Source organism: Paenibacillus tritici, from assembly GCF_013204885.1.
GTDB lineage: Bacteria > Bacillota > Bacilli > Paenibacillales > Paenibacillaceae > Paenibacillus_AQ > Paenibacillus_AQ tritici.
In genome coordinates this window covers 26,233-41,231 of the sequence record NZ_JABMKX010000018.1, presented here as the reverse complement: position 1 = coordinate 41,231, position 14,999 = coordinate 26,233, and the positions used below count along the sequence as shown (strand labels likewise).

The 14,999-nt window shown below is 51.5% G+C and carries 20 protein-coding genes and 1 riboswitch; of the genes, 6 read left to right on the top strand and 14 right to left on the bottom strand.

The window, feature by feature from the left end:
• Nucleotides 1-54: 54 nt before the first annotated feature.
• From HQN87_RS25980 to HQN87_RS25965, 4 genes are all read right to left on the bottom strand, one after another.
• Nucleotides 55-1,707 (bottom strand): phospholipase D-like domain-containing protein, encoded by a 1,653-nt coding sequence (locus HQN87_RS25980; protein ID WP_254075677.1) that lies wholly within the window; start codon nucleotides 1,705-1,707, stop codon nucleotides 55-57.
• A gap of 565 nt (nucleotides 1,708-2,272) precedes the next feature.
• Nucleotides 2,273-2,569 (bottom strand): putative quinol monooxygenase, encoded by a 297-nt coding sequence (locus HQN87_RS25975; RefSeq protein WP_173139230.1) that lies wholly within the window; start codon nucleotides 2,567-2,569, stop codon nucleotides 2,273-2,275.
• A gap of 35 nt (nucleotides 2,570-2,604) precedes the next feature.
• Nucleotides 2,605-3,240 carry a nitroreductase family protein gene (locus HQN87_RS25970; protein ID WP_173139229.1) on the bottom strand — a complete coding sequence of 212 codons (636 nt, stop codon included), beginning with the start codon at nucleotides 3,238-3,240 and terminating at the stop codon, nucleotides 2,605-2,607.
• 42 nt (nucleotides 3,241-3,282) lie between these two features.
• The gene (locus tag HQN87_RS25965; RefSeq protein ID WP_173139228.1) at nucleotides 3,283-3,711 is read right to left on the bottom strand and encodes a MarR family winged helix-turn-helix transcriptional regulator; all 429 of its coding nucleotides are present in this window, start codon (nucleotides 3,709-3,711) and stop codon (nucleotides 3,283-3,285) included.
• Between the two features lie 105 nt (nucleotides 3,712-3,816).
• Here HQN87_RS25965 and HQN87_RS25960 point away from each other — a divergent pair, with 105 nt between their 5' ends.
• Nucleotides 3,817-4,596, top strand: a complete 780-nt coding sequence (locus HQN87_RS25960) for a carbon-nitrogen family hydrolase (protein WP_173139227.1) — start codon at nucleotides 3,817-3,819, stop codon at nucleotides 4,594-4,596.
• A gap of 42 nt (nucleotides 4,597-4,638) precedes the next feature.
• On the opposite strand, the gene HQN87_RS25955 is transcribed toward HQN87_RS25960, so the two are convergent.
• On the bottom strand, nucleotides 4,639-5,535 hold the full coding sequence (locus HQN87_RS25955; RefSeq protein WP_173139226.1) for a lipoate--protein ligase family protein: 897 nt from the start codon (nucleotides 5,533-5,535) through the stop codon (nucleotides 4,639-4,641).
• A gap of 196 nt (nucleotides 5,536-5,731) precedes the next feature.
• Here HQN87_RS25955 and HQN87_RS25950 point away from each other — a divergent pair, with 196 nt between their 5' ends.
• A complete protein-coding gene (locus HQN87_RS25950; protein WP_173139225.1) occupies nucleotides 5,732-6,625 on the top strand; it encodes a CHAD domain-containing protein in 894 nt (297 codons plus the stop codon).
• Between the two features lie 159 nt (nucleotides 6,626-6,784).
• On the opposite strand, the gene HQN87_RS25945 is transcribed toward HQN87_RS25950, so the two are convergent.
• From HQN87_RS25945 to HQN87_RS25930, 4 genes are all read right to left on the bottom strand, one after another.
• A complete protein-coding gene (locus HQN87_RS25945) occupies nucleotides 6,785-7,126 on the bottom strand; it encodes a thioredoxin family protein (protein WP_173139223.1) in 342 nt (113 codons plus the stop codon).
• Between the two features lie 24 nt (nucleotides 7,127-7,150).
• Complete coding sequence (locus HQN87_RS25940) at nucleotides 7,151-7,516, bottom strand: MerR family transcriptional regulator (RefSeq protein ID WP_173139221.1); 366 nt, start codon at nucleotides 7,514-7,516, stop codon at nucleotides 7,151-7,153.
• Nucleotides 7,517-7,670: 154 nt separating this feature from the next.
• Entirely contained in the window at nucleotides 7,671-8,306 is a 636-nt protein-coding gene (locus HQN87_RS25935; RefSeq protein WP_173139219.1) for a ThuA domain-containing protein, read from the bottom strand.
• A 43-nt stretch (nucleotides 8,307-8,349) separates the two neighbouring features.
• Nucleotides 8,350-9,072: an SDR family NAD(P)-dependent oxidoreductase gene (locus HQN87_RS25930; protein ID WP_173139217.1), complete on the bottom strand. Its 723-nt coding sequence runs from the start codon at nucleotides 9,070-9,072 to the stop codon at nucleotides 8,350-8,352.
• A 228-nt stretch (nucleotides 9,073-9,300) separates the two neighbouring features.
• Here HQN87_RS25930 and ytxJ point away from each other — a divergent pair, with 228 nt between their 5' ends.
• The 3 genes from ytxJ to HQN87_RS25915 all read left to right on the top strand — a co-directional run bounded on the left by ytxJ (nucleotide 9,301) and on the right by HQN87_RS25915 (nucleotide 10,821).
• On the top strand, nucleotides 9,301-9,627 hold the full coding sequence (gene ytxJ, locus HQN87_RS25925; RefSeq protein ID WP_173139215.1) for a bacillithiol system redox-active protein YtxJ: 327 nt from the start codon (nucleotides 9,301-9,303) through the stop codon (nucleotides 9,625-9,627).
• A complete protein-coding gene (locus HQN87_RS25920) occupies nucleotides 9,624-9,866 on the top strand; it encodes a glutaredoxin family protein (protein ID WP_173139213.1) in 243 nt (80 codons plus the stop codon). The genes ytxJ and HQN87_RS25920 overlap by 4 nt, the downstream gene beginning before the upstream one ends.
• Nucleotides 9,867-10,182: 316 nt before the next feature.
• Nucleotides 10,183-10,353: riboswitch (cyclic di-AMP (ydaO/yuaA leader) on the top strand.
• A gap of 9 nt (nucleotides 10,354-10,362) precedes the next feature.
• Entirely contained in the window at nucleotides 10,363-10,821 is a 459-nt protein-coding gene (locus tag HQN87_RS25915) for a hypothetical protein (RefSeq protein WP_173139211.1), read from the top strand.
• A gap of 44 nt (nucleotides 10,822-10,865) precedes the next feature.
• Here the strand turns inward: HQN87_RS25915 and HQN87_RS25910 are convergent, their stop codons facing one another.
• The 4 genes from HQN87_RS25910 to HQN87_RS25895 form a co-directional block, all read right to left on the bottom strand.
• On the bottom strand, nucleotides 10,866-11,054 hold the full coding sequence (locus HQN87_RS25910; protein ID WP_173139209.1) for a hypothetical protein: 189 nt from the start codon (nucleotides 11,052-11,054) through the stop codon (nucleotides 10,866-10,868).
• 175 nt (nucleotides 11,055-11,229) lie between these two features.
• Nucleotides 11,230-11,919, bottom strand: a complete 690-nt coding sequence (locus HQN87_RS25905) for a hypothetical protein (protein WP_173139207.1) — start codon at nucleotides 11,917-11,919, stop codon at nucleotides 11,230-11,232.
• 172 nt (nucleotides 11,920-12,091) lie between these two features.
• Entirely contained in the window at nucleotides 12,092-12,790 is a 699-nt protein-coding gene (locus HQN87_RS25900; protein ID WP_173139205.1) for an SDR family oxidoreductase, read from the bottom strand.
• A 141-nt stretch (nucleotides 12,791-12,931) separates the two neighbouring features.
• On the bottom strand, nucleotides 12,932-13,933 hold the full coding sequence (locus HQN87_RS25895; protein WP_173139203.1) for an NADP-dependent oxidoreductase: 1,002 nt from the start codon (nucleotides 13,931-13,933) through the stop codon (nucleotides 12,932-12,934).
• 184 nt (nucleotides 13,934-14,117) lie between these two features.
• Here HQN87_RS25895 and HQN87_RS25890 point away from each other — a divergent pair, with 184 nt between their 5' ends.
• Nucleotides 14,118-14,666, top strand: coding sequence for a TetR/AcrR family transcriptional regulator (locus tag HQN87_RS25890; protein ID WP_173139201.1), 549 nt, complete (start codon nucleotides 14,118-14,120; stop codon nucleotides 14,664-14,666).
• Nucleotides 14,667-14,773: 107 nt separating this feature from the next.
• On the opposite strand, the gene HQN87_RS25885 is transcribed toward HQN87_RS25890, so the two are convergent.
• Nucleotides 14,774-14,968 (bottom strand): hypothetical protein, encoded by a 195-nt coding sequence (locus HQN87_RS25885; RefSeq protein ID WP_173139199.1) that lies wholly within the window; start codon nucleotides 14,966-14,968, stop codon nucleotides 14,774-14,776.
• Nucleotides 14,969-14,999 lie beyond the last annotated feature (31 nt).

Below are 14,999 nucleotides of genomic sequence, written 5' to 3'. Positions count from 1 at the left end.
ATCTTCGTTCGTCGTTATAACGCCATTATACATGACCTGGAGCCAAGGAGGATATCAGGTGTAATTCTGTGTCGCCTTGTTCAGATACGTGCTGGGATGCAGCCAGGGGTGTTTGAAGAATTCATGTTTATCACTGATCCGGCGGGAGACGCTAAGGTCATAATCTATCATGCGCTTCACCTTCTCTGCGAGGCTCCTGCCCTTGACCAGCATTCCCAGCTCAAAATCATGGCAGGCACTCCGTTCATTGATATTATACGAGCCATGAAATACAGCCTGCGACCTGCGGTCGTAGGTGATTTTCCAGTGGGAGAACCGCTCTGTACTGCTGTAATCATAAAAAGACACCCCGTTAGAGAAGGGAACGTACATGTTGCTGCGTACCGCCGCCTTGTTCGTCGGATGATCATTGACCTCCAGCGGATTGCATATCGAGATATGGCAGGCGCGCTCGGGGCCCACTTCACCCAGCCGGTCCCAGAAGGCCTGATCAATCAGATACGGATTCAGAATAAGGGTCTCGTCCGCGGCATAGGTGATCAGATCCAGAAGATATTGCTGAATCAGATTCACCGGGTTGCCGGGGAAGCTCACGAAAAGCGTACATTCCTCCTCACCGAATGCATAGTTCACCGCCGGGCGGTAGAACGGAGCCCCGATATCAAAGTGATCGCCTCCCAGCAGCAGCCATCTGGACTGAAAAACAGCATTCAGCGGCTGAGCGGCAGCGCCCTGAATCCGGAAGCAGCCGTCATGCCACTCCTCCTCCTTCGCGGGAATACCCAGCGGACGTCCGTCTACCTGCTGGCCCGGGGCTTCTTGTATGGGAGTTGCATACGTATATTGGTCCCCGATATTCAGACTGCCGATAATAGCGGTCGTTCCGTCTATAACCATGAATTTGCGGTGGTCAATGACATTCAGTCCGGTAAGCTCCACATCCTCCTGCACCTTGTCCTGCAGAAAAAGAATGCTCTCCGGAACACCCTGCGACTTCAGCACCTTACGCTTCACCGCCCATTCCTCTGCAGCATAGTAGGAGTGAAAGGTATCCAGTAGCCTGGCTCCCGCCCGCTCCAGACGCCCGGCAATCCTGGAGAATTGCCCCACCTCCAGATTATTGCCGTATCCCAGGGCGGTGACGGTGTAATTCACCATCACTCTCACCTCAACGCCGCGCTCAAGGGCTTGCAGCAGCTCGGAAGCGATCCGGTTCCCCGACTGGTCATTGAAGAACAGCATCACGGACAGATGAATATACCGTTCTGCCTTGCGGATCTCACCGAGCAGCATATCCAGACACTGCGGCCCGTTCACATAAGGGTCCACCCGGTTATGCCGGGTGGTCTGCGGCGCCAGGACCCGGAGCTTCCCGGAATCCAGGCCGGATATAGCGCCTGCGAGCTGTGATAGCATCTCAGGACTCACACCGGGGAGCTGCTCTAACTGCTGCACCTCGGTTAGTACGCCCCCGCATTCCTGACGATAAGCGCGAATATCACTGCTCTTCAGAACGGCTGCGAATCTGGAGTCCGCCTCCTCCGCCCCTGCTGTGAGCGGTGTCAGAGACCCGCCGGATATATGGTAATTCACGTAATCTATTAGATCCTGCTGCACATGCTCCTCCCGTTCCCCGGCAGGTATTTGTGAGGAATAGCTGTTTCTGCTGCTATGTAAGTTGTCCATGCTGCCCTTCATCTCCTTCATGAATCCCCCTGTGGCTACCGCCTGCAATGGCAGGACAAGTGAGGCTAAGGTAAGATACCCCGCCTGCACGGTTTATAAACGTAGGGCAGATCTGGACAGGAAGCACATAGATAAGACGCACTTAAGATTTGAACTTGAAGCTTCGACGTCACTGCGGTGAACATTTGGACTTCCGGCCGCTGCCCGTCCTCTGCGTTCCAGACATTCGTCCTCCCCCTTACCCATCTGCCCATTCCGGGGCATCCGGCCTACGTGGCACGTCCAGTCCAATTGTATTCGGTTTTCCGATTACATTCGGCCTACGCGGCGCTCACAATCCAATTGTGTTCGGTTTTACGATTATATTCGGCCTACGCGGCGCTTCCAGTCCAATTGTGTTCGGTTTTCCGTATACATTCTAGGCTCCTCATTTACTCATTCAGCCTCAAGATCATTCAAAGAGCACTCTTCCCACGCTTTGTCCCATAACAGACAGTGTTATAATTTCCTATACAACAAAAAAGATGCCACAGCAGCGTAACACTGCTGGGCATCCCTGATACAGAACATATGATTCATGGGGCAATTATTTGCTCAGTTCCTCTGCATGATACGCCTTAACATCCAGCGGTGCGCTCAGGAACTCTCCCGCTCTGGCAGCAAAAGCGGTAAAGTGAGGGCTTGTGTTATGAGCGGCGACTGCTGCCTGATCGCGCCAGGTCTCAACCATAATATAGAGACTTCCGTCTGCTGCATGTTTGTACAGCTCGTAGGACAGGTTACCCTCTTCTTCGTGCGTTGCAGTAATCATTGGCTTCGCCGCTTCAAGGAACTCTTCCTCCCGTGCAGGATTCACATGAAGCAGGGCATGGATAATAATCATTCGGATATTCCTCCTAAAATTTCATGGGTATAGCGTTATTTCCACTGGGCAATCGTGTCGATAGGCAGACGGACAGAGGCGTAGCCCTCCTCAAGTGCTTTTCCGATCGAAATCAGCATAACCGGAATGTAGCGTTCTTTGTCCATACCGAACATTTCAGCGATCTGATCCTTTTCAAATCCGCCGATTGGATTGGTATCATACCCGTGTGCACGGGCGGACAGCATCAACTGCATGGAGACCAGACCGGCGTCAATCATCACGGTCTCTCTGTTCACATCTGCGGGCAGCTTGGCGAAGTGGGCGCCCAGGGCGGCCAGCTGTCTTTCTTTGACCTCGGCAGGCATAAGTCCGCGTTCTACAGCCGTTCCGTAGATTTGTTCAGCGTAATCGAAGTTATTCATATCACCGAATACGGCAATCATAGCGGCGGAGGTTTCGACCTGAGTCTGGTTGAACTTGGCAATAGGGGCCAGCTTGGCTTTGGCTTCCGGGCTCTCAATGATCAGGAACCGCCAAGGCTGCATATTCACGGAGGACGGCGCCAGCGTAGCTTCAGTAAGAATCTCTGTCATTTCCTCTTTGCTGATTTTGACGGATGAATCGTATTTGCGGATCGAGCGGCGTCCTGTAATAATGCTGATGTAATCATTGTTTTTGGTAGTGTTCATGAATAATTAGCTCCTTTAAAATGGTTTGATTATAGGTGCCGGCTACAGTACATTGATATTATGTTGCAGCCGGGTAAGCATCTCTGCGAGTTCAGTTCGCTCCTGTTCATTGAATCCGGCCAGCAGGTCACCGATGAACTGGGTCTTGTTCTCCCGGTAAGCATCTATATGCTCCCGGCCATGAGCGGTCAGGGTGACGAGAGTCACTCTGTTATCGGCAGGATTATTCCGGCGGGTAATCATTCCGTTCTCTTCAAGCCCTCTCAGGTGACGGGTAACGGCTGCAGCGTCGATATCCAACAGCTTTTGCAGTGAAATCTGACTGATCTCTGAAGCGGTATACAGCTCTTGCAGTAGCCTGAACCGGGTGGGAGTAACGCCGGCGCAGCGCTCGAATTTGGGGCTGATTCCTTTGTGCAGAGCCTGCAGCAGTTCAAAAATCTTATGTTCATCCGGCAGAATCTGTCTCAAAATTAACCCCCTCACGCAAATGAATTGTGCAAAACCTTTCTTCTAAAATATACTTTACACCGAAATCGTTGACCCGTCAACTAATTAATTCAAGGAGGATTCCGTATGAAAATAGCTCTGATTCAGCTCGATATAGCTTTTGGCAAACCAGAGGTGAATTATGCTGCCGCTGAGCGCAAAATTCGTGAGGCTGCCGCAGGCCGGCCGGACTGCATTATCCTTCCCGAATTATGGACCACGGGATATGATCTGACCCGGCTTGATGATATCGCTGATCCCGGAGGACAGGCCACTGCTGCCTTAATGTCAGGTCTGGCCCGGGAATATGGGGTGAACATTGTTGCAGGCTCCATCGCCGCCAGGCAGGCGAATGGCATTACCAACACTATGTATGTATATGACCGCAGCGGTGCGCCCGCCGGGGAGTACAGCAAGCTGCATCTGTTCAAGCTGATGGAGGAGCATCTCTACCTCCAGCCCGGCTCCGCCAAAGGACTGTTCAAGCTGGACGGTATCTCCTGCGCCGGGCTGATCTGCTACGACATTCGGTTCCCGGAGTGGGTCCGGGCCCATATGGCAGAAGGCGCTGAGATCCTGTTCATCAGCGCAGAGTGGCCGCTTCCCCGCTTGTCCCACTGGCGGGCCCTGCTGATCAGCCGGGCGATCGAGAATCAGTGCTTCGTTGTGGCCTGCAACCGGGTGGGGGATGATCCGGCCAATACCTTCGGCGGACATTCCCTGATCATTGATCCTTGGGGTGATATTGTGTGTGAGGCCTCCGGCCATGAAGAGATCCTTAGCGGCGAGATTGACCTCGCCAGGGTCCGGGAGGTGCGGGAGCAAATCCCGGTCTTCACGGACCGGAGACCGGAGTTCTATGTGTAGTTGCGATAGCGTGGATGTCTCACCTTCAGCCGGTGCGCCGCTTCAGCGGGCGTACCTCTCCCGTAGGATACGCGCGGCCTCGAGCACCTGCGGATCACTGTACCGCAGGCTATAGCCTGTCTCCTGCTGCAATTGCTCCTCGGGCAGCAGCAGGGTCCCCCGGCTTGCAAGCACCTGCCGGATTCCTGCGGTGAATTCGGCCGCCGAAGCCGGGCCGCCCAGCTCAGCGAGCGCGGCGATGGTCTCCGGCCGCACGCGGGGATAATCCAGGGATTCATCGCCATCCGCTGCATCCATATAGAAGCGGCGGATGCGCTCTCCGCGCGCAAGCCCCGAGCCGGACACAATCACGAACGCGTGGACGAAGTACGCGCTGCTCTGTCTGCGCTGGGCGATGCCGCAGAACTTGCGGCCGCCGATCGCCAGGTCGAAGTCCCCGGGGCAATACGACCCGGTGACTTCTTCGGCCCGGATCAGCGCTGCTGCCTGCGGATGGCCCACGGCTACCGCTTCGGTAATCACCGAAGCCAGCAGCCGGAAGTCATCGTGGAAATCAAGCTTCCCGGCTGGCTTCGGGAGCAGCAGGGATACGTTGATTACCCCCGTATCCAGGGGCACGGCAGCCCCTCCCGAATGGCGGACCGCCGTGCGGATGCCCTGCTGCTCAAGCGCCTGCATCGCCTCAGCCGCACGGGGCAGCTTACTGTCCCGCAGCCCGAGTGCTACACCGCCGGGATGACTCCATAGATGCAGCACAGGCGGAACCTTCCCGGCTCCGACATCACGGCACAGCACCTCTTCGAAGGCAAACGGGACCAGCATATCCTGCACGGATGCTGTTCCCTCTGCTTCACCGCCCGCATGCGTGAAGACAACCAGCTTCTCCGGCAGCCTTCCCGCCGCCCCGTTCTCCAGCACATTATAAGGTTCACTTCGCATTCCCATTCCCCCTAAGTCTCACTAATTAGTCATATTGTAACCGATCTCTCCCCCTGCGGCATCCGCAGCAACGTCTAAATTCCAGATTTGAAATAGCTGCCCGGACCCGTTATCCTTAAATAGATAAGAAGAATATACCAGCCATAAGATTCTCGCTTAAGTTCATGCTATACACAACCCCTAGGAGTGATGCCGCATGACCACCGAACAACAGGCAAAGGACAGGCAAGTGAGCAAGTCCAGACAATGGGAACAGGCCATGAACAAGCTGTATATTAACTTTCAGGACTACAGCAAGGATGCGCTGAACGGATTCAAAGACGAAGATATCCATCAGGCCAGAGTCAATAGCCGTAAACTGCTGACCCTCTTATCCATTCTTGATCCGGGCCACACCGTTACAGCAGAATTGTACAGCAGCCTTAAGCAGGCACAGAAGAAGCTTGGGAAGGTCCGGGATGCCGATGTACTGATCGCGTCGTTCAAGGCCCGGCGGAAGTCGGTCACAGAAGCGGGCGAACACAAGACGGCCAAGCTGCTGAAGGCGGTAATCGGCCACCAGAAGGATTCAAGGGAGACTTCCCGCAAGAAGCTGAAGAACAAGCTGCCCAAGCTGTCCGGCCGGACACTCGAAGCGCAGTGGAATACATTCATGGAGACCCAATTAGAGAAGCTCGCAGCCAAAAAAGATGCCAATGTCGTCATGCGCGAGCTTGAAGTCGCCTTTGAACAAAAGAAAAAAGCCTGCAAGACCTTGTTCAAGGCTCCTGAAACGGAATGGAAGGAAGCCTTTGAGGCCCTTCATGAGCTGCGCATTGCAGCCAAAGAGCTGCGCTATACTGCGAATGCGGCCGCTTTTGCGCTGAATCAGAAATTCCATGCCCATGAAGCCCTCTATAAGGACATTCAAGAGCAGCTCGGAGTCATTAATGACAAGCGTGTCAGCCTTGAGACCCTGCAGTCCATTGGACGCGAAGAACTGGATGTTGGCCCAAAAGTATGGGCAGCCTTCACCGATACGCTCCGCGCAGAGATAATGGAAGCCCTGTATCAGAACGAGGTTGTCCCTGTTAAACAGATTCCCAGATAGCGGCATCATCTTCCATTCATACCCGGAAAAATACAAAGGCAGGACCCCGCTGTAATCCTTGCGGGTCCTGCCTTTGTCTCTTGGGTTAGGTTAGAACGGGCCACTGCCGTCCTCATGCGAAGAACAGTCCCGGCAGCTGCCCCGGGTCATCCTAGTTGCTTAATGATTGCTGCGCACTGCTCCAGCCACTTTGTTGAGCACACCCTGATACACGGATTTCGGCCGCAGGCCGACCAGCTTCTCGACGGGCTGTCCGCCGCTGTATACGATCACTGTCGGCATACTCATAACCCCGGCTTCCGATGCGAGCTCCGGCAGTTCATCGCAGTCCACCTTAATGATCCTCACATCATCCCCATACTCGGCGTTCAGCTCTTCCAGAATCGGCAGCAGGGTCCTGCAGGGCGGACACCAGGACGCACCGTAATCCACCAGTACCGTTCCGCCAGCCTGGAGCTGTTCACGCACAGCTCCGGCATTATCAGCGATTATCATAGCCATCTTAAGCTCCTCCTTCACTATCCGCTATTCTTCTTCGTTCTGCTGCTCTTGGAGAATGGAAGCCATCCGGTCCTGCAGATTCCGCTTGATCTGATTCAGCTCCGTCAGCTGGCGTTCAATCTCTTCCAGCTTGCTCCGGTACAACGGCATCACTTCTGCACAGAAGGCCTCTTTGTTCTTGAGGACACAATGCAGGAATCCGGCAATCTCCTCTGTTGACAGACCCAGATTCAGATACAGCTTGATGGTCTCCACCGTATTCACGGCAAGCGGCGAATATTCACGGTAACCGTTATCCTGCCGAAACGGCTGGATTAGTCCCTGACGTTCATAATATCGCAGTGAACGGACGCTTACGCCCGTAAGTGCGGCTAGCTCACCTATTTTCATGGCATTCTCCCCGGGGTTCATGAGAAATGGTCTGCGTTCAGTATAAACCCTGACACTGGTGTCAGGGTCAAGAGATTTTTGCCATAAATATTGCTTGCACATATGGAACAACAGCAAAAAACCAGCCGAAGCATAGCTTAAGCTGGTCTTACTGCTACAGCAGTCCCGCTGCCCATAGTCCGCCTCTGCGGATCATCCGGCGCAGCGGCTCTGACGAGAAGGAGGGCAGATGATGCCCCGGCATCAGATAGACGACCCGGCCTGCTCCGAATTCATGACACCATGCAGCCTGTCTCATAGCTCCGTCATGAGGATACTCCAGAAGCACCGTGGTCTCGAAATAGGGATGCTGCTCGAAATAATAAGGCTCATCCTCTATGACAAAATCGCTGACTCCCTGCATAACCGGATGCTCCGGGGCAGCAACACTCATATGAAGTGCCGTATACGCCGGATGGTGGGTGAACCGGGCACCGAGCATCCCCCCAAGCTCCTGATTGCGCTGTAGAGAAATTCCGTTGTGCACTACGAGCAGCCCCCCGCCGCCAGCCACATAAGCGAGCAGCGCCCCGCTCTGTGCAGCGGACAATTTATCCTCGGAGAATTCTGTATAAGAGACCACCAGCTTACAATCAGCCAGCTCGTCCTTGTTCATCCGTCCATAGTCCTCCGTTGCGTCCACCCGGAACTCCGGTTCGAGCAGTTGCCCGATCTGGCGGTCTACCTCTTGGAAGGGATGATATTTCACTTCGGTATAGCTGCCGAACGCGAGCGCTTTGTAAGGAGACATAGTATGCACACCTTTCTATGGTCAAATTAACAATTCTGCTATATTACCAGGGCCACAGGTTACCGTCCAGATCAATGTAGACCGGTTCTTCGGCCAGATACAGCTTATGGTTACGGACGATCGTCATAATCTTGCCTGCAGATTCTTCAGGCGTAACAGGCGCTTCGATATCCTTCTCTCCATTCATATAGGACTGCAGCCAGCCGGGATGGAAGACCATCACCTGTCCGCCCATCCTGCGCAGATGATTGTGCATCAGCGAAGACTGCATATTAAGCGCGGCCTTCGACATGGAGTAGCCATACATATTAATCCGCTTGTTCCGCCCGATGCTGCCGGCTTCCGAGGAGATATTAACCACCAGCCGCTGCCTGCCTTGCAGGAGCAACCCCATCAATGCATTGCTTACCCTTAGCGCCCCCAGCGTATTCACGTTATAAATATGCGCCATCGCTTCATCATCCATATCCACGAGCACTGTAGCATCATCCGACCGGTGGATAATCCCCGCATTATTGATAATCATATCTATATGCCCTGTACTCCCGGCAATACTCCGTGCTGCCTCTTTCACGCTCCCTGCACTGCCGATATCAAGAGGAACCAGCCGCAGGCGATCCGGGTATTGCGCTTTCAAAGCCTCCAATGCCTGAGCGTCAGGCAAATACCGTCCGGCAAACACCGTGTACTTACTCTCCAAAAGAGAGCGGACAAGGTGAAATCCGAGTCCACGGTCCGCACCGGTCACACAAGCGACCCTTTTCATGAGCTCCCCCCTCATATCTGCTTCATAACGCACCGAGCCAAGTCCTCATCCCTCTCACATTAGCACGGCAATAGACCGTTAACAACATCCCGCAAGGGAGGGGCAAGCCGGCTGAACTTTCTTTTGCTTTAATTTTGAACTATGTTACAATCAGGAATAATAGTTGTTAACAACACAATTGTTGGCAACAGGTTTCATTAAATCTTACCCCAGGAAGGTGATTCTAAGGTGTCTATTCAACAGATCCGTACCACGGATGAGCTACAGCAATATATCGGGCAGCCTGGCAAAAAACTGCTCTTCAAGCACAGCACTACCTGCCCGATCAGTGCCAAGGCCAATGAGGAATTCCGGGCCTACACACAGAATTCAGATACGCCTGCTGCCATTGTCCATGTGATTGAGGACCGCCTCGTCTCTAACCAGATTGCCGAGGAGCTTGGCATTAAGCATGAATCCCCGCAAATTTTCCTGCTCGAGGACAGCGAAGTCCGCTGGAACACCTCACACTGGAAGATTACCCAAAATGCCATAAAGGAAGCAGTGGAACAATGAGCGCGAACATTATTGTCTATTCCACCACCGGCTGCAGCGAATGCAATCAGGTGAAGCAGCTGCTGGAGAGTAAGGGTATTCCCTTCGAGGTCCGGGATGTCATGACCAGTGCCGTCTATCAGGAAGAAGTCGAGCAGCTGGGCTTCATGGGCATTCCAGTCACTGTCTCCGGGGACCGGGCGGTTAAGGGCTTCAATCTCCCTGAGCTTCAGGAGCTTATGGAAGCTGCCGTGCTGTAATTGTCTATACTTTATGCCAAAAAGGTGCCTCCCTCTAAGCAGGGCGGCACCTTTTGTCTGTTAACTGGTGGCGCACAAGAGTATCCGCCTACACCTATGAGTAAAGCGCTTACGCACGCTGCTGCCTGCGGCAAAAATAAAAAACGGCGATTGAGTGAGATAATCAGTGATTATCGGCTACATATATGGTTTTAGATTCAAAACTGCGTAACCAGGCAGCAATTTATTGTAAATCCGGCGCAAAAGAACTCTTTTCCATTTTTACAAAGACAATCCTGAAAGTGTATGATTCGTGTTGAAAGTTACATTGCGAAATCATACATGCACGCTGAATTTCCGCCAAGCGGAAAACGGGGGAACCATCAGGCCGCAGGCCTTACTTGGGGTGAATCCGAAAGGAGACTACCATTGCGCAGTCTCTGGCAGGCAGGGCGACTCTCACCGTCCGAATCCGACAGCTAACCCCGTAAGCGTAAAGAGAGAAGGAACGTGTGCCATGCCAGACCTGTTATCGCCCAAGGCAGCTAATACTGCCGGATTCAAACATTATGTCGAGCAATACAGCGGACCCGTCTATGCTCTCAGCTGTCTGCTGCTGGAGAAGGGTGCCCGCGCGGATCAAGCCGCAGCCGCTACCTTCGCGTCGCTCTATGAGCTATGGCTGAAGGGAAGCCTCCCGCAAGGGAAGGCTGGCTCCCCGGCCGCTTACAAGGAGTGCATCCGTCAATGCTCCATTCTTGCCCAGGAGCACAGCCGCTGCACCCCTGCCCTGCTCGGCTGGGAGGATCAGATTGCCAGTGCCCTCTGGTACGGCCTCCAGCTTCCCCTGTCCGACATCAGCCTGATCCTCCAGCATAGCGTCCCCGAGCTGAAAGCCCAGCTTAGAGGGATACGCGAACAAATGGCGGCCGCGCATTCAACAATGCCCTCTGTTCACCGCCCTTCGGCGGGATAAGGCGGGAGATGACGGGGGACGGATGGTGTGAAGTGCCCCTCAAATCAGCTTTTGCCCTTACCTCCCTTGGCGAACCGCCAGAAGGCCATGCAGCAGCCGAGCAGTCCAACGCCCAGCAGAAGGGTCTGTAAGGCCCCCAGCCAAGCGGATTTATCCGATGGAATCAGGCTGCTGATAATAATTAACAGAATCGAGACCGCGACCAGCACGGGGGTTCGTCTACTTTTCTTCACAAAAAGTCACCACTCCTAACTACTAATAGTACTAAGGTACACTATCTGACGGAGTTTAACCATAATGATTCATTGCAAGCCCGTTTAATTATAAAATGTAAAAAGGTTGTGTAGGCACTTCGGTCTGCACATCCCAAAAAAGCCCATCCGCCGGGTTGGCGTATGGGCTTCTGATTCAATTTCCTCTTAAAGCTTTAATTTCAGAGATCAGATGGTCCAGTTTATATCCATTCGTATCCCGTGAGAAGGTTCTCATCTCTTCGCTCTGTCCCTCGAATGCAGATAGAACATAGTCACCATCAACTACATAATATGTCCCATAACGGGTGAAAGAGTAGCTTCCTTCCTGCTCTTCCCCTACCCCCTTTTTGATTGCAGCGACGATCTTCATTCCCGGCTTAAGTTCTGGCTCAATCCCCTTGAACTCAGAGTTATAAATCAGGTTAATGGTCCCTTCAACCTCTTCACCAGTAACTACTTGATCTACATTAACTTGAAAAGAAGTAAACATAGGCTTGTAAGGTTCCAGGCCGGAATCCTTAGATTTCTCCGCTAAATTACCCTCTGGAGTTCCAGGTTCAGTTATCAGATCCACGCTGAAATCCGGCATTTGCTGAATGACTTCAGCAACTATGACCGTGTCCGTATGATCCAATACCTCCTTAAATGTTAAATCCCGCAAATCAACATTTTCGGGAGAGCCGGTGGATAAAGGATATTCTTTACGAAGCTCCTTAATTTGCTCTGGCGACAGGCTTGCTGCTGCTAACTCATCTGATTCAGAAGAAAGATTGGAACAAGCCGTTAGGATTCCGAATACCATAATTGATGCAATGGCAGCTGTTATTATCCTTTTTATATTCATCTCAATCCTCCGTTTCTAGAGGTATAAGAATCATAATAACTTCCTAAACAATAAAAAAGAAGAGTCTCCATGTGGAGACTCGATAACATCCTGTTTATGGGGCCATGGCTAAACGACGCGGTAATTCCATGTTCCCGACTTAGATTTCACTCCATAATTGCCGTAATTATGATTAGGACAGATGCGGGTATAGGGCGGAAACGCCGCCTGCAAGTCCGGCTTGGATCATCCGGCTGGTATCGTCGGCAAGAATTTCAAAGCTGCCGGCTGCTATGCCGTCAATAGCTATTTTCGCAATATCCGAAGGGTTTGATTTGGGAGCATCCAGGCCGGCTGTCATGTCTGTCTCCATATAACCCACATGTAAGCCTGCTACTCTAATATGACGGGGATACAAATTCAAACGAAGATCGTTCGTCAACGCCCATGCTGCAGCCTTCGCAGCTGTGTAGGCACCCGCAGCTCCGCCACTGAACCAGGATAAGGCGGAAAGAATATTCAGAACCGCTCCTCCCCCGTTGTTCTCGATGACTGGTGCAAACGCGCGAACCATGGATAACGTACCGAAGAAATGCGTATCCAACTCCAGCTGGATTTGCTCCATATCCCCTTCCAGCAAAGAAGCGCCTGTAGATGATCCTGCATTGTTGATCAGAATTGTAACATCCTTAGCCAGGCTGGCTGCTGCCGCTACCTCTTGAGGGTTGGTTACATCAAGCTTTACAGGGGTAACCCCTGGAATATTTACGGTCTCCGGATTTCTTGCTCCCGCGTAGACCTTAGCCCCTCTAGCTAGAAGTTCAAGCGTAAGCTGGCGGCCAAGCCCCCGGTTTGCTCCAGTAACAAATGCGACTTGTTCAGAAATGTTCATGGGTTCCGCTCCTCTTTTTAAGAATGATCGTTCTAGAAAATGCACAAGAAATGATATAATAACCTAATCTCATCATGCAATGATGTCCTATAAATTCAATATAACATATTGAGAACGATCGGTAAATAATTATATAATTATTTAAAATCGGATTACCACTTTCCCTTGGGGGTGACCTGTAGCAACCAGATTTAGAGCTTCACTAATATCTTCAATGTGGAACTCCCGGGCGTCTACCGCAGGTATAATTTGGTTCTCTTCAATAATTTTTGTGATTTGCCGTAATTGTTCTCCATCACTGCGTACAAACACAAAATGATATTCAATCTTCTTCTTCTTGGCTTTGTGATCATACTTAGCCCCAGCAATACTGAACAGTTTTTGCTTCCAACCTGCCAAGCCCATAGTTTTGGCGAATCGTTTGTTTGGCCCGGTCCGTAGAGAAAGAAGATGGCCGCCTGGTTTAATAATAGAGAGTTCACGGTCAAATTCACCAGGTCCCAAGGTATCAATCACATAATCAAGATCATGAAGCCGTTCCCAGTAGTTCTCCTCCTTGTAATCAATGTATTGATCAGCTCCCGCGGCCATTGTACGTTCACGCGCCTGTGGACTTCCGCTGACGATGACCTTCAGCCCCATGCTTTTAGCGATAGGAACCGCCATTTGGCCAAATGAACCAGAGCCTCCTGGAATGAACACACTTTCGCCAGCTTTGGCAGCTAACTCTTCATGCAGGCTTTGATAGGCTGTCAATCCTGTTAAAGGTGCAGCCGCACCGGTTACAAAATCCAGATTACCCGGCAGGTGAGCAATAGCCTCTGCAGGAATCGCCGCATATTCGGCAAATGCTCCAATCTTTCGCAGCGGCAGGCGGGAGTAAATGGCATCACCCACTTTGAAGCCTGCGACTTTCTTACCCATCTTCTCAACAACACCTGTGAGTTCGTTACCAAGGGTCAAGGGGAACTCATAGTCCTGGATTAACTTCACGCTTCCGGTAGCGATGAGCAGCTCCAAGTGGTTAACCGCCGCCGCCTTCACTTTAACCAAAACTTCATAATCACTTATTTCCGGGACTGGAACATCGCGCACTTCAACTTGAAATGGTTTGGAGTATTTGGTGATCTGTGCCGCCTTCATAATTAATATCCTCCTATCCGCAAGATTTTAAGTAACATTCAAGATGATTTGTAACTTGCACACCAAGCATAAGACCAGGAGTTACAAAAGTCAACATTTGTTACTGTGTTTTTGTGTGCTAAACTATAAGTGGATATCACTAATTAACGAAAGAAGGGTTGGCAGCACTCACCTGCCACAACAAATGGCTAAGATCACACAGGAGCTTATTATTGCAACTGCCGAGACATTAATTGAGCGTACGGAAAAGTCTGAGGTGACGCTCTCTCAAATAGCGGATGAATTGAACATCACCCACGCTGCACTCTATAAACATTTCAAAAACAAACAAGAACTCTGGGCGGCTGTAGCTAAGAACTGGTTCAACCGGATGATTTCAGAGCAAATCCGTATAAACATGACTAATACCGCCTCCCCGCAGGAAGTGCTCCACAATTGGCTATGGGCATTTGTGAATGCCAAAAAGCGTGCTTATAATGAGAATCCCCAAATGTTCGCCTTGAATACACAATATGTGGACAGTAATCCTTTGGTATTACGTGATGTGCTTTGGGATTCTTATCAAATCATTGATGGTTTCATGGAATATCATGATCCTCAATTTGAGCGGGCAGAGGCCATTCTATCTGCGTTTGCAGTGTTTAGTCTCCCCTCTTTTAAAGAATCCTGGAATTCACCAGACTACCAAGAACGGTTTGAACGCATCTGGAGTTTAATCAAACAGGGGGTTTGAATTCTGGAGGGGATGGCTGAATATACAACAGGGAGCAGTTACCTGAGGTAACTGCTCCCTGTTGTATTGCCCGGAAGGCCGTAGCGGATTTTTGCTGCCAAAAGTCCTTACTGTTCCCTACGTTTATTAAATCTGCCAAGAGTTACGATTGTCATCATCATTCCCACAATTCCAATGCCTGTTAGTACTCCCTGCGAGAAATCCATCACACTGCTTCCGTTAGACTGAATGACTTGACCAGCAACAATCGCTGAGAAAGAGGCCAGGAACAGCATCACTGAATTTTGTTGTTGTTTATTCATTTTCTCCACTTCCTTGTCAAAGTTAATAATC